Source organism: Pseudomonas viridiflava (genome assembly GCF_900184295.1).
Classification (GTDB): domain Bacteria; phylum Pseudomonadota; class Gammaproteobacteria; order Pseudomonadales; family Pseudomonadaceae; genus Aquipseudomonas; species Aquipseudomonas viridiflava.
Window position 1 is genome coordinate 1 of the sequence record NZ_LT855380.1, and the last position, 19,989, is coordinate 19,989.

Annotated in this window: 16 protein-coding genes; 7 read left to right on the forward strand and 9 right to left on the reverse strand. The window is 58.0% G+C overall.

Translation table 11 applies throughout. From position 1 onward, the window contains the following. The 5 genes from dnaA to CFBP1590_RS00030 all read left to right on the forward strand — a co-directional run bounded on the left by dnaA (position 1) and on the right by CFBP1590_RS00030 (position 8,197). The gene (dnaA, locus tag CFBP1590_RS00005; protein WP_004882451.1) at positions 1-1,533 is read left to right on the forward strand and encodes a chromosomal replication initiator protein DnaA; all 1,533 of its coding nucleotides are present in this window, start codon (positions 1-3) and stop codon (positions 1,531-1,533) included. Between the two features lie 38 nt (positions 1,534-1,571). Beyond that, positions 1,572-2,675, forward strand: a complete 1,104-nt coding sequence (dnaN, locus tag CFBP1590_RS00010) for a DNA polymerase III subunit beta (RefSeq protein ID WP_004882452.1) — start codon at positions 1,572-1,574, stop codon at positions 2,673-2,675. A 20-nt stretch (positions 2,676-2,695) separates the two neighbouring features. After that, entirely contained in the window at positions 2,696-3,799 is a 1,104-nt protein-coding gene (gene recF / locus CFBP1590_RS00015; RefSeq protein ID WP_004882453.1) for a DNA replication/repair protein RecF, read from the forward strand. 4 nt (positions 3,800-3,803) lie between these two features. After that, positions 3,804-6,221 (forward strand): DNA topoisomerase (ATP-hydrolyzing) subunit B, encoded by a 2,418-nt coding sequence (gyrB, locus tag CFBP1590_RS00020; RefSeq protein ID WP_004882454.1) that lies wholly within the window; start codon positions 3,804-3,806, stop codon positions 6,219-6,221. A gap of 1,733 nt (positions 6,222-7,954) precedes the next feature. Next, positions 7,955-8,197 carry a hypothetical protein gene (locus CFBP1590_RS00030; protein WP_029241180.1) on the forward strand — a complete coding sequence of 81 codons (243 nt, stop codon included), beginning with the start codon at positions 7,955-7,957 and terminating at the stop codon, positions 8,195-8,197. Positions 8,198-8,636: 439 nt separating this feature from the next. Here CFBP1590_RS00030 and CFBP1590_RS00035 read toward each other — a convergent pair whose 3' ends face one another. The 5 genes from CFBP1590_RS00035 to glyQ form a co-directional block, all read right to left on the reverse strand. Beyond that, the gene (locus CFBP1590_RS00035; RefSeq protein ID WP_122848167.1) at positions 8,637-9,170 is read right to left on the reverse strand and encodes a glyoxalase superfamily protein; all 534 of its coding nucleotides are present in this window, start codon (positions 9,168-9,170) and stop codon (positions 8,637-8,639) included. A gap of 391 nt (positions 9,171-9,561) precedes the next feature. Next, positions 9,562-10,332: a lysophospholipid acyltransferase family protein gene (locus tag CFBP1590_RS00040; RefSeq protein ID WP_004882466.1), complete on the reverse strand. Its 771-nt coding sequence runs from the start codon at positions 10,330-10,332 to the stop codon at positions 9,562-9,564. Positions 10,333-10,386: 54 nt separating this feature from the next. Further along, on the reverse strand, positions 10,387-10,944 hold the full coding sequence (gmhB, locus tag CFBP1590_RS00045; RefSeq protein ID WP_162864221.1) for a D-glycero-beta-D-manno-heptose 1,7-bisphosphate 7-phosphatase: 558 nt from the start codon (positions 10,942-10,944) through the stop codon (positions 10,387-10,389). Between the two features lie 10 nt (positions 10,945-10,954). After that, positions 10,955-13,009, reverse strand: a complete 2,055-nt coding sequence (gene glyS, locus CFBP1590_RS00050) for a glycine--tRNA ligase subunit beta (protein ID WP_025996514.1) — start codon at positions 13,007-13,009, stop codon at positions 10,955-10,957. Further along, the gene (glyQ, locus tag CFBP1590_RS00055; protein ID WP_004882469.1) at positions 13,006-13,953 is read right to left on the reverse strand and encodes a glycine--tRNA ligase subunit alpha; all 948 of its coding nucleotides are present in this window, start codon (positions 13,951-13,953) and stop codon (positions 13,006-13,008) included. The genes glyS and glyQ overlap by 4 nt, the downstream gene beginning before the upstream one ends. 79 nt (positions 13,954-14,032) lie before the next feature. On the opposite strand from glyQ, the gene CFBP1590_RS00060 reads away from it, so the two are divergent. Then, positions 14,033-14,584: a DNA-3-methyladenine glycosylase I gene (locus tag CFBP1590_RS00060; RefSeq protein ID WP_088234248.1), complete on the forward strand. Its 552-nt coding sequence runs from the start codon at positions 14,033-14,035 to the stop codon at positions 14,582-14,584. Between the two features lie 37 nt (positions 14,585-14,621). Next, positions 14,622-15,509, forward strand: a complete 888-nt coding sequence (locus tag CFBP1590_RS00065) for a lysophospholipid acyltransferase (RefSeq protein ID WP_025996512.1) — start codon at positions 14,622-14,624, stop codon at positions 15,507-15,509. A gap of 194 nt (positions 15,510-15,703) precedes the next feature. Here the strand turns inward: CFBP1590_RS00065 and trkA are convergent, their stop codons facing one another. From trkA to def, 4 genes are all read right to left on the reverse strand, one after another. Continuing rightward, entirely contained in the window at positions 15,704-17,077 is a 1,374-nt protein-coding gene (gene trkA, locus CFBP1590_RS00070) for a Trk system potassium transporter TrkA (RefSeq protein ID WP_004882473.1), read from the reverse strand. Between the two features lie 46 nt (positions 17,078-17,123). Further along, positions 17,124-18,434 carry a 16S rRNA (cytosine(967)-C(5))-methyltransferase RsmB gene (gene rsmB, locus CFBP1590_RS00075; protein ID WP_088234249.1) on the reverse strand — a complete coding sequence of 437 codons (1,311 nt, stop codon included), beginning with the start codon at positions 18,432-18,434 and terminating at the stop codon, positions 17,124-17,126. Further along, positions 18,431-19,375, reverse strand: coding sequence for a methionyl-tRNA formyltransferase (gene fmt, locus CFBP1590_RS00080; protein ID WP_088234250.1), 945 nt, complete (start codon positions 19,373-19,375; stop codon positions 18,431-18,433). Before fmt ends, rsmB begins: the two co-directional genes overlap by 4 nt. 62 nt (positions 19,376-19,437) lie before the next feature. Next, on the reverse strand, positions 19,438-19,944 hold the full coding sequence (def, locus tag CFBP1590_RS00085) for a peptide deformylase (protein ID WP_004882476.1): 507 nt from the start codon (positions 19,942-19,944) through the stop codon (positions 19,438-19,440). Positions 19,945-19,989 lie beyond the last annotated feature (45 nt).

Below are 19,989 nucleotides of genomic sequence, written 5' to 3' on the forward strand. Positions count from 1 at the left end.
GTGTCAGTGGAACTTTGGCAGCAGTGCGTGGAGCTTTTGCGCGATGAGCTGCCTGCCCAGCAATTCAACACTTGGATCCGTCCGCTACAGGTCGAAGCCGAAGGCGACGAGTTGCGTGTCTATGCACCGAACCGCTTCGTGCTTGATTGGGTGAATGAAAAATACCTGGGCCGATTGCTCGAGCTTCTTGGCGAACACGGTCAAGGGATGGCGCCTGCGCTTTCCTTATTAATAGGAAGCAAACGCAGCTCTGCGCCGCGTGCCGCACCTAACGCACCGCTCGCCGCAGCTGCTTCGCAAGCCTTGTCTGCGAATTCGGCCAGCAGCGTTCAGGCTCCCGCCCCGGTTGCCGCGCCCGTTGCCCAGGCAGCGTCGCCCTCTCCTGCTCAGGAACTGCCAGCTCACAACGAGCCATCGCGTGACAGTTTCGATCCCATGGCCGGTGCGAGTTCTCAACAGGCACCAGCGCGCGCTGAACAACGTACCGTGCAGGTCGAAGGTGCGCTCAAGCACACCAGCTACCTGAACCGTACGTTCACGTTCGAGAATTTTGTAGAGGGTAAATCCAACCAGCTGGCGCGTGCTGCTGCCTGGCAGGTCGCAGATAATCCGAAGCACGGCTACAACCCGCTGTTCCTTTATGGCGGTGTCGGTCTGGGTAAAACGCACTTGATGCATGCTGTGGGTAACCATCTGCTCAAGAAAAACCCGAACGCCAAGGTCGTCTACCTGCATTCGGAGCGTTTCGTGGCCGACATGGTCAAGGCGCTGCAGCTCAACGCGATCAACGAGTTCAAGCGTTTCTATCGCTCGGTCGATGCGCTGCTGATCGATGACATTCAATTCTTCGCCCGCAAGGAACGTTCGCAGGAAGAGTTTTTCCACACGTTCAACGCGCTCCTTGAAGGCGGACAGCAGGTCATCCTCACCAGCGACCGTTATCCGAAAGAGATCGAAGGTCTCGAAGAGCGTCTCAAATCGCGTTTCGGCTGGGGTCTGACCGTAGCGGTCGAGCCACCCGAACTGGAAACCCGTGTGGCGATTCTCATGAAGAAGGCAGACCAGGCGAAGGTCGATCTGCCCCATGACGCTGCATTTTTCATCGCGCAACGCATTCGCTCCAACGTCCGTGAACTCGAGGGTGCGCTCAAGCGAGTCATCGCGCACTCGCACTTCATGGGACGTGACATCACGATCGAACTGATTCGTGAGTCGCTGAAAGACCTGTTGGCTCTGCAAGACAAGCTGGTGAGTGTGGATAACATTCAGCGCACCGTTGCCGAGTACTACAAGATCAAGATCTCCGACCTGTTGTCCAAGCGTCGTTCCCGCTCTGTAGCCCGTCCAAGACAGGTTGCGATGGCGTTGTCCAAAGAGCTGACCAACCACAGTCTGCCGGAAATCGGTGATGTGTTTGGCGGCCGCGACCATACAACCGTTCTGCACGCGTGCCGAAAGATCAACGAGCTCAAGGAATCCGACGCGGATATCCGCGAGGACTACAAGAACCTGCTGCGCACTCTGACTACGTGATGACGCCAGTGCAGCTTATTAAGGCAAGGGACTAGACCATGCATTTCACCATTCAACGCGAAGCCCTGTTGAAACCCCTGCAATTGGTGGCCGGCGTGGTTGAACGCCGTCAGACCTTGCCGGTGCTATCCAACGTATTGATGGTCGTCGAAGGCCAGCAGCTGTCGCTGACCGGTACCGATCTTGAAGTCGAACTGGTTGGACGCGTGCAGCTGGAAGAGCCGGCCGAGCCTGGGGAAATTACTGTCCCTGCGCGTAAGCTGATGGACATCTGCAAAAGCCTGCCCAATGACGCGTTGATCGATATCAAGGTCGACGACGCCAAGCTGGTGGTCAAGGCTGGCCGTAGCCGTTTCACCTTGTCCACGCTGCCTGCCAACGACTTCCCTACCGTGGAAGAAGGTCCGGGTTCGCTGACGTTCCAGTTGGGTCAGAGCAAGCTGCGCCGTTTGATCGAGCGCACCAGCTTCGCCATGGCTCAGCAGGACGTGCGTTATTACCTCAATGGCATGTTGCTTGAAGTCAGCGCAGGCGTACTGCGTGCTGTCGCGACCGATGGCCACCGTCTGGCAATGTGTTCGATGACTGCCGACATCGAACATGCTGACCGCCATCAGGTTATCGTGCCGCGCAAAGGTATTCTGGAAATGGCTCGTCTGCTTACCGAGCAGGACGGCATGGTCAGCATCGTACTGGGTCAGCATCACATCCGCGCAACCACAGGCGAGTTCACCTTCACCTCGAAACTGGTCGACGGTAAATTCCCTGACTACGAACGCGTGCTGCCAAAAGGTGGTGACAAGTTGGTGCTGGGCGATCGTCAGGCGCTGCGTGAAGCCTTCAGCCGTACCGCAATTCTGTCCAACGAAAAGTACCGTGGTATTCGTCTGCAACTGGCCAGCGGTCAACTCAAGATCCAGGCAAACAACCCTGAGCAGGAAGAAGCGGAAGAAGAAATCGGCGTCGAGTACAACGGTGACTCGCTGGAAATCGGTTTCAACGTCAGCTACCTGCTCGACGTTCTGGGCGTAATGACCACCGAGCAAGTGCGTCTGATTCTGTCTGACTCCAACAGCAGTGCGCTGGTGCAAGAGTCAGACAATGATGACTCGGCATATGTTGTCATGCCGATGCGTCTGTAACCATGTACAGCGCAACCTAGATGTCTCTCAGCCGCATCTCGGTCACCGGGGTGCGCAATCTGCACCCGGTGACCCTCTCCCCCTCTCCGCGTATCAATATCCTTTACGGCGCCAACGGCAGCGGCAAAACCAGCGTACTGGAAGCTATCCATCTGCTGGGCATCGCTCGTTCGTTCCGCAGCAGCCGTCTGCTTCCAGTCATCCAGTACGAGCAACCGTCTTGCACGGTCTTCGGTCAAGTCGAGCTTGCCCAAGGCGGTCATAGCAGTCTGGGTGTAGCGCGTGACAGACAAGGTGAATTCCAGATCCGCATCGATGGGCAGAATGCGCGCAGTGCTGCACAGCTTGCTGAAATTCTGCCGTTGCAGCTCATCAATCCGGACAGTTTCAGATTGCTTGAAGGCGCACCGAAGATTCGCAGACAGTTTCTGGACTGGGGAGTGTTCCACGTGGAACCTCGTTTCATGGCCACTTGGCAGAGGCTCCAGAAGGCCTTGAGGCAGCGAAACTCATGGCTCCGGCATGGTACACTTGACGCCGCTTCGCAGGCGGCATGGGACCGTGAACTGTGCTTGGCGAGTGATGAGATCGACGAGTTTCGTCGGGCATACATCAAGGCATTGAAGCCAGTCTTTGAACAAACTTTGAGCGAACTTGTTGAGCTTGAAGGATTGACCCTGAGCTACTACCGAGGATGGGACAAGGAAAAAGAGCTGAGCACAGTGCTCGCTTCTTCCCTGAATCGCGATCAGCAGATGGGCCATACACAGGCCGGACCACAACGCGCTGACTTGCGTCTTAGGTTGGGCGCACACAACGCCGCGGATATTTTGTCCCGGGGTCAGCAGAAGCTTGTGGTTTGTGCATTACGCATCGCGCAAGGACATCTGGTTAGTCAGGTCCGGCGCGGCCAGTGTATCTATCTCGTCGATGACTTGCCTTCCGAACTGGATGACAACCATCGCCGGGCGCTTTGCCGTTTGCTGGAAGAATTACGCTGCCAGGTATTTATCACCTGTGTAGACCAAGAATTTTTGAGGGAAGGCTGGCAGACGGAAACGCCAGTCGCTTTGTTCCACGTGGAACAAGGCCGTATCACCCAGACCCACGACCATCGGGAGTGATTGCATGAGCGAAAATCAAACGTACGACTCGTCCAGCATTAAAGTGCTGAAAGGACTTGATGCCGTACGCAAGCGTCCCGGAATGTATATCGGCGATACAGACGACGGTAGCGGTCTGCATCACATGGTATTCGAGGTGGTTGATAACTCGATCGACGAAGCATTGGCAGGCCATTGCGACGACATCAGTATCATCATCCATCCTGATGAATCGATCACCGTCCGCGACAACGGTCGCGGTATTCCGGTAGACGTGCACAAAGAAGAAGGCGTGTCGGCAGCCGAGGTCATCATGACCGTGCTCCACGCTGGCGGTAAGTTCGACGACAACTCGTACAAGGTGTCCGGCGGCCTGCACGGCGTGGGTGTCTCTGTAGTAAACGCCCTCTCGGAAATTCTGCTACTGACTGTGCGTCGCAGTGGGAAGATCTGGGAGCAAACCTATGTCCATGGTGTTCCACAGGAACCGATGAAGATCGTAGGCGAGAGCGATACCACGGGTACTCAGATCCACTTCAAGCCTTCTGCAGACACGTTCAAGAACATCCACTTTAGCTGGGACATCTTGGCCAAGCGGATTCGTGAACTGTCCTTCCTGAACTCTGGCGTCGGCATCATGCTGAAAGACGAGCGCAGCGGCAAGGAAGAGCTGTTCAAGTACGAAGGCGGTTTGCGTGCGTTCGTTGAATACCTGAACACCAATAAGACGCCGGTCAACGAAGTGTTCCACTTCAACGTCCAGCGTGATGACGGTGTGGGTGTCGAGATCGCGTTGCAGTGGAACGACAGCTTCAACGAAAACCTGTTGTGCTTCACCAACAACATTCCGCAGCGCGACGGTGGTACTCACCTCGTGGGCTTCCGCTCTGCGCTGACCCGTAACCTGAACAACTACATCGAGCAGGAAGGCCTGGCCAAGAAGCACAAGGTCGCCACCACCGGTGATGATGCGCGTGAAGGTCTGACAGCGATCATCTCGGTGAAAGTGCCTGATCCCAAGTTCAGCTCGCAGACCAAGGACAAGCTGGTTTCGTCCGAAGTCAAAACTGCTGTCGAGCAGGAAATGGGCAAGTACTTCTCCGACTTCCTGTTGGAAAACCCGAACGAAGCCAAGGCTGTCGTCGGCAAGATGATCGACGCTGCGCGCGCGCGTGAAGCTGCTCGCAAGGCCCGTGAGATGACCCGCCGTAAAGGTGCATTGGACATCGCCGGTCTGCCAGGCAAGCTTGCTGACTGCCAGGAAAAAGACCCTGCCCTCTCCGAACTGTACCTGGTGGAAGGGGACTCTGCTGGCGGATCAGCCAAGCAGGGGCGTAACCGTAAAACCCAGGCCATCCTGCCGCTCAAGGGCAAGATCCTGAACGTTGAAAAAGCGCGTTTCGACAAGATGATCTCTTCGCAGGAAGTGGGCACCTTGATCACTGCGCTGGGCTGTGGCATCGGCCGCGAAGAGTACAACATCGACAAGTTGCGTTATCACAACATCATCATCATGACCGATGCTGACGTCGACGGTTCTCACATCCGTACCCTGCTGCTGACCTTCTTCTTCCGTCAGTTGCCTGAGCTGATCGAGCGTGGCTACATCTACATCGCCCAGCCGCCGCTCTACAAGGTTAAGAAAGGCAAGCAGGAGCAGTACATCAAAGACGACGAGGCCATGGAAGAGTACATGACCCAGTCGGCTCTGGAAGACGCGAGCCTGCACCTCAGCGAGTCTGCTCCGGGTATCTCCGGTGAGGCGCTGCAGCGTCTGGTGAATGACTTCCGCATGGTTATGAAGACGCTCAAGCGTCTGTCGCGCCTGTACCCTCAGGAACTGACCGAGCACTTCGTCTATCTGCCTCCTGTCACGCTGGAACAGCTTTCCGACCACGCTGCCATGCAGTCCTGGCTAGACCTATTCGATGCGCGCCTGCGCACCGGTGAGAAGTCGGGTCTGGTCTACAAGGCCAGCCTGCGCGAAGACCGTGAACGTAACGTCTGGCTGCCAGAGGTCGAACTGATCTCCCATGGTCTGTCGAACTACGTCACCTTCAACCGCGACTTCTTCGGCAGCAACGACTACAAGACCGTCACTGCCCTGGGCCTGCAGATCAGCTCCTTGCTGGAAGAAGGCGCCTACGTGCAACGTGGCGAGCGCAAGAAGCAGGTTACGGAGTTCAAGGACGCCCTCGCCTGGCTCATGGCCGAAAGCACGAAGCGCCACACCATCCAGCGATACAAAGGTCTGGGCGAGATGAACCCGGATCAGCTGTGGGAAACCACCATGGACCCAAGCGTGCGCCGCATGCTCAAGGTCACCATCGAAGACGCCATTGGCGCTGATCAGATCTTCAACACCCTGATGGGTGATGCGGTCGAGCCACGCCGTGACTTCATCGAGAGCAATGCGTTGGCGGTTTCGAACCTGGATTTCTGATCCAGTCATCGATGGGCGCTTTAAGTGTCGCAAGTGGCAGATTATTGTCATGACAAAAAACGTCACTACCCCGGCTTAGCGCCGGGGTTTTTCTTTCTGGCTGAGAGCTATAGGGATGGCTGGGCGGTATCCGTCGAGTCCATTTTGTAGCGAAGCTACAAGGGTTGTTCGGAAAATCTCGTGTTGATAAAGGCAAAAAACCTGGGAGATTTAGGGGTATCTGAGACGAGGCAATTTATGGCAATCAAAACAGCATCGCCCATCAGCCCCCTAAACCACCGTTGATGGGCGGTCTATTGAGATACGCTTGCGGATTCATTAAGACAAACTGCATGCTGAGCCAGCCAGCTGTAGGCGGGGGCAAAGTTATTTGCCCTTTCGGCCGGAGTTAAAGGGTGCGGACAGAGTCATTTGTGCGATAACCTGAAATAGAAAGCCCCTGCTGATGTAATTCAGCAGGGGCTTTCTCGTTCTAGATGATCGTCTGAGCTACTGATCAGCTTGCCAGTCAGACACAAAAGACATCAGTAAGGCGATGTTTGCTCTTGTACTTCCTCAACGATTCCAGCTGATTTTATCCTGCTGAACGTCGAATTCATTGAGGCTTTATTAGTTTTGTTGCCAGGAATACGCCTGGTTCTCAGATTACCTATTACCCATTGGCTACGAATGCGGGGCCGTTGATCGTTTAACATATCAACAGATTTATGCGCAGTTTAAGCAGCAGATCGATCAGGGGTCAGTTTGGATGTCCTGAGCTTTGCGAAAGGCGAGGGCCATGATCGTGGTCGCTGCCACACGCCCAGATGGTTTTTTCGGCTCACGCTGAGCTTTGTCCCGGCGCGGATTGGGTGACTTAATTGACGGGGCGGTTTGGCCACCTGAACGGTTGGGTTTCGTCGAATCAGCCGGTGTACTTTGCGCATCTCTAGCTTGCGCAAGCAGACTGTGCGCGTCGAGAGTGGTCGATGAGCCCTGTGGGAGCAGGATCGACAGCTGAAAGTGGCTACCGCTTAGGGCCCTAATATGCGCCAAGTTATGCTCGGATAGCACCTGCTGGTGTTGATGGTGGGTTACGACTCGACGCAAGTAGAGGGATAGGCGCAGTCCCTGTCCCTGCTTCACACCGATTAGCTTGAGATAGTCTTTGTCGATGCCTACAACCGATTCGATAACGAACGGTTGCCAGCCGGCACGCTGCCAAGCATACCCGTCCAACTGACTTTTCTCCCTCGAAACGGGAGGAGCTTTCCTAGGTCGACTGGTAGTGTCGGTGCAGGGATGTTTTGGCCAGGGTGGGCCCAATTCGTCGAAGAAAACTCGGCCACCCGTGGCCGATTGATAGAAGAATACTGCACCCCCACACACCGGGCAGCTGGCGTTGGGATCGACGTAGCTGTGGTAGGTATTTGTAAGCGAAATCAACCAGCTATTCTGGATCACAGCCGCGCCAATAGCATTAGGGGATCGCCCTGTGTGTCCATCACCACCCCATCCGCAACTGCAGTTTTTTGGATGATTCCATGCATTACACATGATTCCTTCCTGTGTTTGTAATGAGGCTTTTGTCCGGTCCATCAGACTTTAGGCTATTCAATGTCAGGAAGCGACCAGCGCTTGTAGAACTCGATCACCTTTATAGTTTTGATGGCATATTGAGGTCTCCTGATAATGCCAGTACGATCACCTAGAAATCGATACGAAAAAAATCAATCGCAAAGGAACGCTTGGAAATGGCTAAAAGTGCTCATGTTATTGCCACCGATATTGACGGTTTTATGAAAAAGAAAACGTTGAATGTGTGGACATTACCCTGGGCCCAGCTTTACGAGGTTGCTTCCCGTGAGCGTATCAAGGATGCATTTCAGGACGATCTGCGGGCAGCATTGAAGGGTCATGCGCTCGAAATCACCTACGGCACAAATGCTGTCGTCATCCACCGTGACTCAAATTTCGGCCCACAGAGCTGGGGTTGAGTATAAAATCCGTCCTGCGATGCGATGCGATGCATAAGCACCTCCCCTGATGCCTATGTGATCTACCGTCATACTAGAACAACATTTCTAGGAGTGATCTTCGCTGCGATTACGCAGTAATGTCTGCATCAAGCTCGGGGAATTTGATCGAAATTATTAGCGAACATCGTGCCGAACTGTCATCTCGCTCCAAAGACCCTCTGGGCTTTTAATAAGCTCAAAACCTTCAGTGCGACACTAGTTGCGGATCATCTCCAACATTTATGGCGCACATGTTCCACGTGGAACCCTGCTTCCACCTAGAATAGCCACGGCACTTAATATGCCCCCCTCGACATCCAGAACGCATGCTTCACCATCAACCCCGGCGAAAGCCGGGGTTTTTGTTTGTACGCGTTCTGGACGGGTTACGGGGTTACAGGATCAGGCAAGCGCCACTTCAACTCTCACAAAACCGAATCCGATTCCCGAACGGATCATAAACCTCAAGCACTCTCCCCCACCCCTGCTCCACGATATCGGGACGTCCATACCCGTAACGTTTGGCCTGTAACTCATCGCGCAGCATTTCGATATTCTGCATGGGGACAAACACTGTCGAGCCAGGGCTGCTATCGCCGTGGTGCTCGGAGAGGTGAAGCCGCAAACCGTCCCTGATGATGCCCAGGTACAACGGCAGATCAGCTTCGAAGCGATGCTCGAACTCGACGCTGAAGCCTAGAAAGTCCAGGTAAAACTCACGGGCCTTGGCTTCGTCGAACATCCGCAATATCGGTATGGGGCTTTTGAAGGTAATGGCTGTGGGCTGAGGCGTTTCACGTGGCAGCAGGGCCGAGGCTGTGTTCCAGTCTTTGTAGCCCAGTTGCCGGGAAACCAGTTCCAGTGCTTCAGAGTGGGACACGTGTTGATCGTGCGCTGCCAGCGCGGTACGTAGCGCCTTGGCCAGCTGTTTGGCGTTCTCGATGGATGACATCATTTCTCCCTGAGTCGAAGCATGCTGGTGCCCGCGTTGCCAAGCCTCGACCGGTCGATAACGATGCAGTGGAGTTGGGAGTCGCAATGCTTTCACCTTTCCTTGCGGAGCGAGCGGCGGGCAGCATCGGCCTGTGTGGGATAGTACACAGGCGTCATTCGAGGCGAAAGTCGGCAACTGTTTGCAGAAACCAGGGACGCTTGGCTTTTATGAAAATCGTCATTTGAAAGGCAATAAAAAACCGACCTGAAACAGGTCGGTTTTTTTATATCACCAAAACTTATGCACGTTTTGGGGTTGTTAATGGCTTAAAGAAATAAATAGCCCGATCAATACGTTACGTGCGTTTTTTGCCGTTTCTCGAAAAAGCGTACACAGGTTATCCACAAAATCAGGCCGGGACTTTTTCGCCGCTCGATACCGGTGCAGCCGGCGAACCCAGTGCACGCTGAGTCTCTTCATTCCACGTCTGAACGCGCTCATTCAGTGCGGCGATGGCGCGGGGGCCTGTGCCTTCAGCGTACATGGGTTCGCCGATCACAACCTGTATCGTTCCAGGCTTTTTCGCCCAACCGTCTCTCGGCCAGTATTTGCCTGCGTTATGAGCTACCGGCAGTACAGGCAGATCGGCATTGACTGCCAGCGCCGTGCCGCCACGGGAGAACTTGCCGACCTGGCCATACGGCACGCGGGTGCCTTCCGGGAAGATCAGGACCCAGACTCCGTCCTTGAGGAGTTCGTCGCCCTTCTTGGCGATTGCCTTGAGCGCAGCCTTGGGGTTATCACGGTCAATCGCAATAGGACGAAGCATGGCCATGGCCCAGCCAAAGAACGGCACATAGAGCAGTTCGCGCTTGAGCACCTGGCTCAGTGGCTCGAAGTACGCCGACAGAAAGAAGGTTTCCCATGTGCTCTGATGGTTGGAGATGATCACGCACGGGGTTTTCGGGACGTTCTCGGCGCCAGTGACTTCAACCTTGATGTTGAGGAACACACGGGTCAGCCAGATAGCGCAGCGGCACCAGTAGACGTTGATGAATCGATAACGAGCCTTGAACGGCAGGAACGGTGCGATGAAAAAGCTCAAGGTGCACCACAGCAGCGAGCTGGTGCCCAGCAACAGGTAGAAGAAGAAAGTCCTGATTGCCTGCATGATCGACATAGTTACGTTTACCGTACGGGCAGGTGCCCGCTCCTTGAGCGCTGCGGACCGAACTCAGTGGTTGTTCTGCGCAACGCTGGTGTGGATAAGTTCTGCGGCAACCGCCGCCAGATCGTCAAAAACAAGAGTGCCGGTCAGCACTCCACCGGCCAGGGTCTTCTGACCTTTGCCGGTCTTCACCAGAACAGGCTGAGAATCGACGGCCAAAGCCGCCTGCAGGTCACCTTTGCTGTCGCCCACAAACCATAGACCCTTCAGGTCGGCTGCGTAATGTCGGGCGATGGTCTGCAACATGCCGGGCCGTGGCTTTCGGCAGTCGCAGCCTTCGTCTGGCCCGTGCGGGCAATAGACGATCAAACCAACCTCGCCACCCTGCTCTGCCACCAGCTCGCGCAATCGCGCGTGCATGGCGTCCAGAGTGGCCAGGTCGTAATAACCTCTGGCAATGCCGGACTGGTTGGTGGCAATCGCCACTGTCCAGCCGGCTTTGCTCAGCGCTGCGATCGCCTGGATCGAGCCGGGAATTGGAATCCACTCCTCCACCGACTTTATATAAGCGTCGGAGTCCTGGTTGATCACCCCGTCCCGATCCAGTATTAGCAGTTTCACCATGGACTCCTTGTCAGCCCAGCAGCGAGATATCGGCAACGCCGAGGAACAGGCCCCGCAGGCGGGCCAGCAACGCATAGCGGTTGGCACGTACGTTGGCGTCTTCAGCGTTGACCATCACCGCTTCGAAGAACGCATCGACCGGCTCACGCAGACTGGCCAGACGCGCCAGCGATTCGCTGTACTGACGCTCGGCGGCCATTGGCTGCACAGCGTGGTCGGCCTGCTGGATCGCCGAGTACAGCGAGAACTCGTTGGCGTTGTCGAAGTACTTCGGCTCGACGGTCTGGGCAATGTTGCCCTCAGCCTTGCTCAGCAGGTTCGATACGCGCTTGTTCACCGCTGCCAGTGCGGCCGCCTGTGGCAGTTTGCGGAAGGCTTGAACCGCCTGCACACGCTGATCGAAGTCCAGCGCAGAACCTGGCTGCAGCGCACGCACCGACAGGTACACGGCCACTTCGACGCCTTCGTCTTCGTAACGCGCACGCAGACGGTCGAAGATGAACTCCAGCACCTGCTCCGGCAGACCGGCCGACTTCACCTTGGCACCGAACTGAGTGACTGCGAATTTCACGGTCTCGATCAGGTCCAGGTCCAGCTTCTTCTCGATCAGGATGCGCAGGATACCCAGCGCTGCGCGACGCAGTGCATAGGGGTCCTTGCTGCCGGTGGGCAGCATACCGATACCGAAGATACCCACCAGCGTGTCGAGCTTGTCAGCGATGGCAACGGCGGCACCGGTCAGGGTGGTCGGCAGCTCGGCACCTGCGCCACGCGGCATGTACTGCTCGTTCAGCGCCAGAGCCACGTCTTCGGCTTCACCGTCGGCCTTGGCGTAGTAGTAACCCGCCACGCCCTGCATCTCGGGGAACTCGCCGACCATTTCGGTCGACAGGTCGCACTTGGACAGCAGACCCGCACGCGCTGCACGCTGAGCGTCGCCGCCGATGCGTGGTGCGATGTAGGCGGCCAGCTTGGAAACGCGCTCGGCCTTGTCATAGACACTGCCCAACTGAGCCTGGAACACGACGTTCTTCAGACGCTCGTTGAACGTCTCCAGCTTCTGCTTCTTGTCCTGCTTGAAGAAGAACTCGGCGTCGGTCAGGCGTGGGCGAACCACCTTCTCGTTACCGGCGATGATCTGTGCAGGGTCCTTGCTCTCGATGTTCGCGACCGTGATGAAGCGCGGCAGCAGCTTGCCGTCGGCATCCAGCAGGCAGAAGTACTTCTGGTTGTCCTGCATGGTGGTGATCAGCGCTTCCTGAGGCACTTCAAGGAAACGTTCCTCGAACGAGCACACCAGCGGCACGGGCCATTCGACCAGACCGGTCACTTCGTCCAGCAGGCCTGGCGGCACGATGGCTGTGCCTTCCTGTTGGGTGGCCAGCTCTTCGACGCGTTTGCTGATGATCTGACGACGCTCGTTGAAGTCAGCCAGTACATTGGCTGCACGCAGGTCGCTAAGGTAGCCGGCAGGCGAGGAGATGCGCACGTCTTCCGGATGATGGAAGCGGTGGCCACGCGAATGACGACCCGAGGTTTGAGCCAGGATTGTGCAATCGACGACCTGATCGCCGAACAGCATCACCAGCCACTGGGTCGGACGCACGAACTCTTCCTTGCGAGCACCCCAGCGCATGCGCTTGGCAATCGGCAGGTCATTCAGCGAGTCTTCGACGATGGTTGGCAGCAGCGACACGGTCGGCTTGCCGACGATGTTCTGGCTGTAACGCAGCTTCGGGCCGCTCTGATCGATTTCGCTCAGGTCAACGCCGCACTTCTTGGCGAAGCCCAGGGCAGCCTGTGTAGGGTTGCCATCAGCATCGAACGCCGCCTGACGTGGCGGGCCGTCCAGATTGACTGCACGATCCGGTTGCTGTGTGGACAGCTCGGTGATCAGCACAGCCAGACGACGCGGTGCGGCGTAGACCTGTTTGGCGCTGTAAGTCAGGCCAGCGCTCTGCAGGCCCTTTTCGATGCCGGCCAGAAACGCGTCGGCCAGCGAACTCAGGGTCTTGGGCGGCAGCTCTTCGGTGCCCAGTTCTACGAGAAAATCTTGAGCACTCATTGTGCAGCCTCCAGCTTAGCCAACACTTCGTCGCGCAGATCGGGCGGCGCCATCGGGAAGCCGAGTTTTGCCCGGGCTTGCAGATAAGCCTGAGCCACCGAGCGAGCCAGTGTGCGCACGCGCAGGATGTACTGCTGACGCGCAGTCACGGAAATGGCGCGACGGGCATCCAGCAGGTTGAAGGTGTGCGAGGCCTTGAGGACCATCTCGTAACCCGGCAATGGCAGCTCGAGTTCGATCAGGCGGGCCGCTTCGCTTTCGTAGAAATCGAACAGCTCGAACAGCTTGTCGACGTTGGCGTGTTCGAAGTTGTAGGTCGATTGCTCAACCTCGTTCTGATGGAACACATCGCCGTAGGTGACTTTACCGAACGGACCGTCAGCCCAGACCAGATCGTAGACCGAGTCCACGCCCTGCTGATACATGGCCAGACGTTCCAGACCATAGGTGATCTCACCGGTCACCGGATAGCATTCCAGACCGCCGACCTGCTGGAAGTAAGTGAACTGCGACACTTCCATGCCGTTGAGCCAGATTTCCCAGCCCAGACCCCAGGCACCCAGCGTCGGCGATTCCCAGTTGTCTTCGACGAAACGTACGTCGTGCACCAGCGGGTCGAGGCCGATGTGCTTGAGCGAGCCCAGGTACAGTTCCTGGAAGTTGTCCGGGTTCGGCTTCAGGATCACCTGAAACTGGTAGTAGTGCTGCAGGCGGTTGGGGTTCTCGCCATAACGGCCGTCTGTAGGACGACGGCTTGGTTGAACGTAGGCGGCATTCCAGGTTTCCGGGCCTACGGCGCGCAGAAACGTGGCGGTGTGGAAGGTGCCGGCGCCTACTTCCATATCGTAGGGCTGAAGTACCACGCAACCTTGTTCTGCCCAGTATTGCTGGAGGGCGAGGATCAAGTCTTGGAAGGTACGCACGGCTGGCGTAGGCTGGCTCACAAATTTCACCTGTGCTGGGCTGCGATTCAAAGAGCGGGAGTATACCCGATTCGGCTGCACGTCCACCCTTGGGAGCCCTATGACACGCTGCTTTTGGTGCAACGAAGACCCCCTTTACATCGCTTATCACGATCAGGAGTGGGGCGTGCCGCTGCGCGATGCGCAGAAGCTCTTCGAGTTGCTTTTGCTCGAAGGGTTCCAGGCCGGCCTTTCCTGGATCACGATTCTCAAACGCCGGGCCCGATATCGCGAGGTGCTGTTCGGTTTCGATGCCGAGCGTCTGGCGCAACTGACCGACACTGAAATCGATGCATTGATGCTTGATCCGACCATCATCCGCAATCGCCTCAAGCTCAGGGCCGTGCGCACCAACGCCATAGCCTGGCTGGCGCTGAAGGACCCGGTTGATCTGCTTTGGTCGTTTGTCGGCGGTCAGCCGAAGATCAACCATTTCAAGGACCGCAGCGAGGTGCCCGCCATCACCGTTGAAGCCGAAGCCATGAGCAAGGCACTGAAAAAAGCCGGCTTCACCTTCGTCGGTCCGACCATCTGTTATGCCTATATGCAGGCCAGTGGAATGGTCATGGACCACACCGTTGACTGTGATCGGTACGCGATCCTGAGCCGCTGACGGTACAATGCCTGCCTCAAGAATCCGGGAGTGATCTGTGGAAAAGTTCAAAGGCGCCATGATGGTCGGGGCGTTACGCCTGTTTGCCCTCCTGCCCTGGCGTGCCGTGCAGTGGGTCGGCACCGCCATCGGCTGGCTGATGTGGAAGCTTCCCAACCGTTCGCGCGAAGTGGCGCGGATCAACCTGTCCAAGTGTTTTCCCGAACTGAGCGAGCCCGAGCTTGAAAAGCTGGTGGGCAGAAGCCTCATGGACATCGGCAAGACGCTGACCGAAAGCGCCTGTGCGTGGATCTGGCCTGCTCAGAAATCCATCAATCTGGTGCGCGAGGTCGAAGGCCTCCACGTGCTCAAGGACGCGCTGGCATCCGGCAAGGGCGTGGTCGGCATCACCAGCCACCTGGGCAACTGGGAAGTGCTCAATCACTTCTACTGCAGCCAGTGCAAACCGATCATTTTCTACCGTCCGCCAAAGTTGAAGGCCGTCGATGACCTGCTGCGCAAACAGCGGGTTCAGCTGGGCAACCGCGTGGCGGCGTCCACCAAGGAAGGCATCCTCAGCGTCATCAAGGAAGTCCGTAAGGGCGGATCGGTGGGTATTCCGGCTGACCCTGAACCGGCAGAGTCCGCAGGCATCTTCGTGCCCTTCTGCGGCACCGTGGCGCTGACCAGCAAGTTCGTGCCGAACATGCTGGCAGGCGGCAAGGCCGTTGGTGTTTTCCTGCACGCCATGCGCCTGCCGGACGGCTCCGGTTACAAGGTCGTCCTGGAAGCTGCCCCTGAAGCCATGTACAGCACTGATACCGAAACCTCGGCAGCGGCCATGAGCAAAGTGGTCGAGAAGTACGTGCGCGCCTACCCGAGCCAGTACATGTGGACCATGAAGCGCTTCAAGAAGCGTCCTGAGGGTGAGAAGCGCTGGTATTGATCTGGCGCTTCAACTTCGCAGATTTGCGTGATCCGACCCACTGGGACGCGGAGCGTCCCGGGCGGCATGCCCACGCGGAGCATGGGCACGATCAGTGTTCGGAGGATAGGTGATCGTTCCTCACGCTCCAGCGTGGGAATGAAGCTTGGGACGCTCCGCGTCCCGGCGACATCTGCAGCGAAATATCTGCCAGATCAGAAAAAGCTCAACCCCACCTGAAACAGCCGCTCTACGTCGCGGATGTACTTTTTATCCACAAGGAACATGATCACCTGATCGCCGGATTCGATCACGGTGATGTCGTGGGCGATGAGCACCTCTTCGTTGCGGATGATTGCGCCAATCATGGTGCCGGTCGGCAGGTTGATGTCCTTGATGGCGCGGCCGATGACCTTGCTGGATTTCGAGTCGCCGTGGGCCACGATCTCGATGGCTTCGGCTGCACCCCGGCGCAGGGAGTGGACGCTGACGATATCACCGCGTCGCACGTGGGCCAGCAGGGTGCCGATCGTTGCCAGTTGCGGGCTTACCGCGACATCAATCTCCCCGCCCTGCACCAGATCCACATACGCCGAGTTGTTGATCAGGGTCATCACCTTGCGTGCGCCCAGCCGTTTGGCGAGCAGCGATGACATGATGTTGGCTTCGTCGTCGTTGGTCAGGGCCAGAAACAGGTCGGTATTGCCGATGTTCTCCTCGATCAGCAGATCGCGATCCGAGGAGCTGCCCTGCAGCACGACGGTGTTGTCCAGGTTCTCCGAGAGGTAACGGCAGCGTGCCGGGTTCATCTCGATGATCTTGACCTGATAGCGGCTCTCGATGGCCTCTGCCAGGCGCTCGCCGATGTTGCCGCCGCCCGCGATCACGATGCGTTTGTAGCTCTCGTCCAGACGGCGCATCTCGCCCATCACCGCACGAATGTCAGCCTTGGCGGCAACGAAGAACACTTCGTCGTCGGCTTCGATCACGGTGTCGCCCTGCGGCAGGATCGGACGGTCGCGGCGGAAAATGGCGGCGACGCGGGTTTCGACGTTTGGCATGTGCGCCTTGAGCTGGCGGAGTTGCTGACCTACCAGCGGCCCGCCGTAGTACGCCTTGACCGCGACCAGCTGAGCCTTGCCCCCGGCAAAGTCGATCACTTGCAGCGCGCCGGGGTACTCGATCAGACGCTTGATGTAATTGGTGACCACCTGCTCCGGGCTGATCAGCACGTCCACCGGAATGGCGCTGTTGTCGAACAGTTCAGAGCGCGTCAGGTACGCGGCTTCACGCACTCGGGCGATCTTGGTCGGCGTATGAAACAGCGTGTACGCGACCTGACAGGCAATCATGTTGGCTTCATCACTGCTGGTCACGGCAACCAGCATGTCGGCGTCGTCGGCCCCGGCCTGGCGCAACACGGCCGGATACGAGCCTTTGCCCTGCACGGTCCGAATGTCCAGCCGGTCGCCCAGGTTGCGCAACCGGTCACCGTCCGTGTCGACCACGGTAATGTCGTTGGCTTCGCCTGCCAAATGCTCGGCCAGCGTGCCGCCGACCTGACCTGCACCCAGGATGATGATTTTCAACCGTTCACTCCGTGGAAATTCCTGGGCACTGTTGCCCGTTGCATCTTCAAGCCCGCGTTGCGGCGATCTTGATCAGTTTGGCGTAGTAGAAACCATCATGACCGCCCTGCTGGGCCAGCAGTTGGCGACCATGCGGCTGCTTGATACCTGCCTCGCTGGCGATGTCCAGCTCCCTTGCCCCTGAGGTGCGTGCCAGAAAGGCTTCGACCACTTCGGTATTTTCCGTCGGCAATGTCGAGCAGGTCGCGTAGATCAGCATGCCGCCCACCTCAAGCGTAGGCCACAGGGCGTCGAGCAGCTCGCCTTGCAGTGTCGCGAGGGCGACGATGTCGTCTGGCTGACGCGTCAGCTTGATGTCCGGATGGCGACGAATCACGCCGGTTGCCGAACAGGGCGCGTCGAGCAGGATGCGCTGGAACGGCTTGCCGTCCCACCACTGCGCGGTTTCCCGCGCATCGGCGGCGATCAATTCGGCATCCAGACCGAGGCGGTCGAGATTCTCGCGAACACGCACCAGACGCTTGGCCTCCAGATCCACGGCGACCACGCCGCTCAACTGCGGCTGGACTTCCAGCATGTGACAGGTTTTGCCGCCCGGTGCGCAGCAGGCGTCGAGCACGCGTTGGCCGGGCGCAAGTTCCAGCAGGTCGGCGGCCAGTTGCGCGGCTTCGTCCTGAACGCTGATCCAGCCTTCGGCAAAACCGGGCAGTGAACGCACATCACAAGGCTCGGCCAGCACGATGCCGTCCTGACTGAACGTGCAGGCGCTGGCTTCAAGACCTTCTGCCTTCAACAGCTCAAGGTATTGATCGCGGCTGTGGTGGCGACGATTGACGCGCAGGATCATCGGCGGATGCGCGTTGTTGGCAGCGCAGATCGCTTCCCACTGTTCGGGCCATGCGGCTTTCAAGGCTTTCTGCAGCCAGCGCGGGTGAGCGGTGCGGACGACGGGGTCGTGTTCCAGTTCGATCAGCAGCGCCTCGCCTTCGCGCTGGGCGTTGCGCAATACCGCGTTGAGCAGACCCTTCGCCCAAGGCTTTTTCAGCTTGTCGGCACAGCCCACGGTTTCGCCAATGGCGGCGTGAGCAGGTATGCGGCTGTAGAACAGTTGATACAGGCCGACCAGCAGCAAGGCTTCGACATCAGCATCGGCAGCCTTGAACGGCTTTTGCAGCAGTTTGGCCGCGAGCGCCGACAGGCGTGGCTGCCAGCGTGCGGTGCCGAATGCCAGATCCTGAGTCAGGCCGCGATCACGCAACTCGACCTTGTCCAGTTGCGTGGGCAGCGAGCTGTTGAGCGATGCCTTGCCGCTGAGTACGGCAGCCAGAGCCTTGGCGGCGGCCAGACGCGGGTTCATTGACCGAGCGCCGTGCCAACGGCGAATTTCTCGCGTCGGCTGTTGAACAGATCCGTGAAGCTCAATGGCTTGCCGCCCGGCAGTTGCAGACGGGTCAGGCGCAGGGCGTTCTCGCCGCAGGCGACGATCAGACCGTCCTTGCTGGCGCTCAGAATCGTGCCCGGTGCGCCCTGCCCTTCAGCCAGATCGGCGGCCAGGACTTTCAGCGCTTCGCTGTTCAACGTGCTGTGACAGATCGGCCATGGATTGAATGCACGCACCAGACGCTCCAGCTCATCGGCCGGACGGGTCCAGTCGATACGCGCTTCGTCCTTGTTCAGTTTGTGGGCGTAGTTGGCCAGGCTGTCGTCCTGAACCTCGCCGATCAGCGAACCGTCTGCCAGACCGGCAATGGCTTGCAGCACCGCAGGCGGGCCAAGCTCAGCCAGACGATCATGCAGCGTGCCGCCCGTGTCCTGCGCCGTAATCGGCGTGACGGCCTTGAGCAGCATGGGGCCTGTGTCGAGACCGGCCTCCATGCGCATCACCGTCACGCCACTTTCGGCATCACCCGCCTGAACGGCGCGCTGGATAGGCGCGGCACCGCGCCAGCGTGGCAGCAGCGAAGCGTGGCTGTTGATGCAGCCCAGACGCGGGATATCCAGCACCACCTGCGGCAGGATCAGGCCGTAGGCGACCACCACCATCAGGTCCGGCTTGAGGGCCGCCAGTTCTGCCTGAGCTTCGGGGGCTCGCAGCGTCGGTGGCTGCATGACGGGCACGTTGTGCTCGAGCGCCAGCTGCTTGACCGGGCTGGGCATCAGTTTTTGTCCGCGACCGGCCGGGCGATCAGGCTGGGTGTAGACCGCAACGATCCGATGAGGGCTGTCGAGCAGGGCCTTGAGGTGTTCGGCGGCGAATTCCGGAGTGCCGGCGAAGACGATGCGCAGTGGCTCAGTCATGGACTTTCTCGTTCTGAAAAAAGAAAAAGGCCTTCGACAGGCCTTTTCGGGGTGATGACGGATCAGGCGTTGAGCTTGTGCTGCTTTTCCAGCTTCTTCTTGATCCGGTCACGCTTGAGGTTGGAGAGGTAGTCGACGAACAGCTTGCCGTTCAGGTGATCGCACTCGTGCTGAATGCAGATCGCCAACAGACCTTCAGCTACCAGTTCGTAAGGCTCGCCATCGCGGCCCAACGCCTTGACGCGAACCTTCTGCGGACGGTCGACGTTCTCGTAGAAACCGGGCACCGACAGGCAGCCTTCCTGATACTGATCCATTTCATCGGTCAGCATTTCGATTTCAGGGTTGATGAACACGCGGGGTTCGCTGCGATCTTCGCTCAGGTCCATGACGACCACACGCTTGTGGACGTTGACCTGGGTCGCTGCCAGCCCGATGCCTGGCGCTTCGTACATGGTTTCAAACATGTCGTCGACCAACTGGCGAATGCCGTCGTCTACTATCGCCACAGGTTTGGCGATGGTGCGCAGGCGCGAATCGGGAAATTCGAGGATGTTTAAAATAGCCATATACGTAAGAGCTGCACTGTTAAGGTAAAGTCAATGTCGGCTGCG

Bases quoted from the DNA above. Each gene is read 5' to 3' on its own strand.
- dnaN (WP_004882452.1), top strand. From the start codon at position 1,572: ATGCATTTCACCATTCAACGCGAAGCCCTGTTGAAACCCCTGCAATTG.
- recF (WP_004882453.1), top strand. From the start codon at position 2,696: ATGTCTCTCAGCCGCATCTCGGTCACCGGGGTGCGCAATCTGCACCCG.
- gyrB (WP_004882454.1), top strand. From the start codon at position 3,804: ATGAGCGAAAATCAAACGTACGACTCGTCCAGCATTAAAGTGCTGAAA.
- CFBP1590_RS00030 (WP_029241180.1), top strand. From the start codon at position 7,955: ATGGCTAAAAGTGCTCATGTTATTGCCACCGATATTGACGGTTTTATG.
- CFBP1590_RS00035 (WP_122848167.1), bottom strand. From the start codon at position 9,170: ATGTCATCCATCGAGAACGCCAAACAGCTGGCCAAGGCGCTACGTACC.
- CFBP1590_RS00040 (WP_004882466.1), bottom strand. From the start codon at position 10,332: ATGTCGATCATGCAGGCAATCAGGACTTTCTTCTTCTACCTGTTGCTG.
- gmhB (WP_162864221.1), bottom strand. From the start codon at position 10,944: ATGGTGAAACTGCTAATACTGGATCGGGACGGGGTGATCAACCAGGAC.
- glyS (WP_025996514.1), bottom strand. From the start codon at position 13,009: ATGAGTGCTCAAGATTTTCTCGTAGAACTGGGCACCGAAGAGCTGCCG.
- CFBP1590_RS00060 (WP_088234248.1), top strand. From the start codon at position 14,033: ATGACACGCTGCTTTTGGTGCAACGAAGACCCCCTTTACATCGCTTAT.
- rsmB (WP_088234249.1), bottom strand. From the start codon at position 18,434: ATGAACCCGCGTCTGGCCGCCGCCAAGGCTCTGGCTGCCGTACTCAGC.
- fmt (WP_088234250.1), bottom strand. From the start codon at position 19,375: ATGACTGAGCCACTGCGCATCGTCTTCGCCGGCACTCCGGAATTCGCC.
- def (WP_004882476.1), bottom strand. From the start codon at position 19,944: ATGGCTATTTTAAACATCCTCGAATTTCCCGATTCGCGCCTGCGCACC.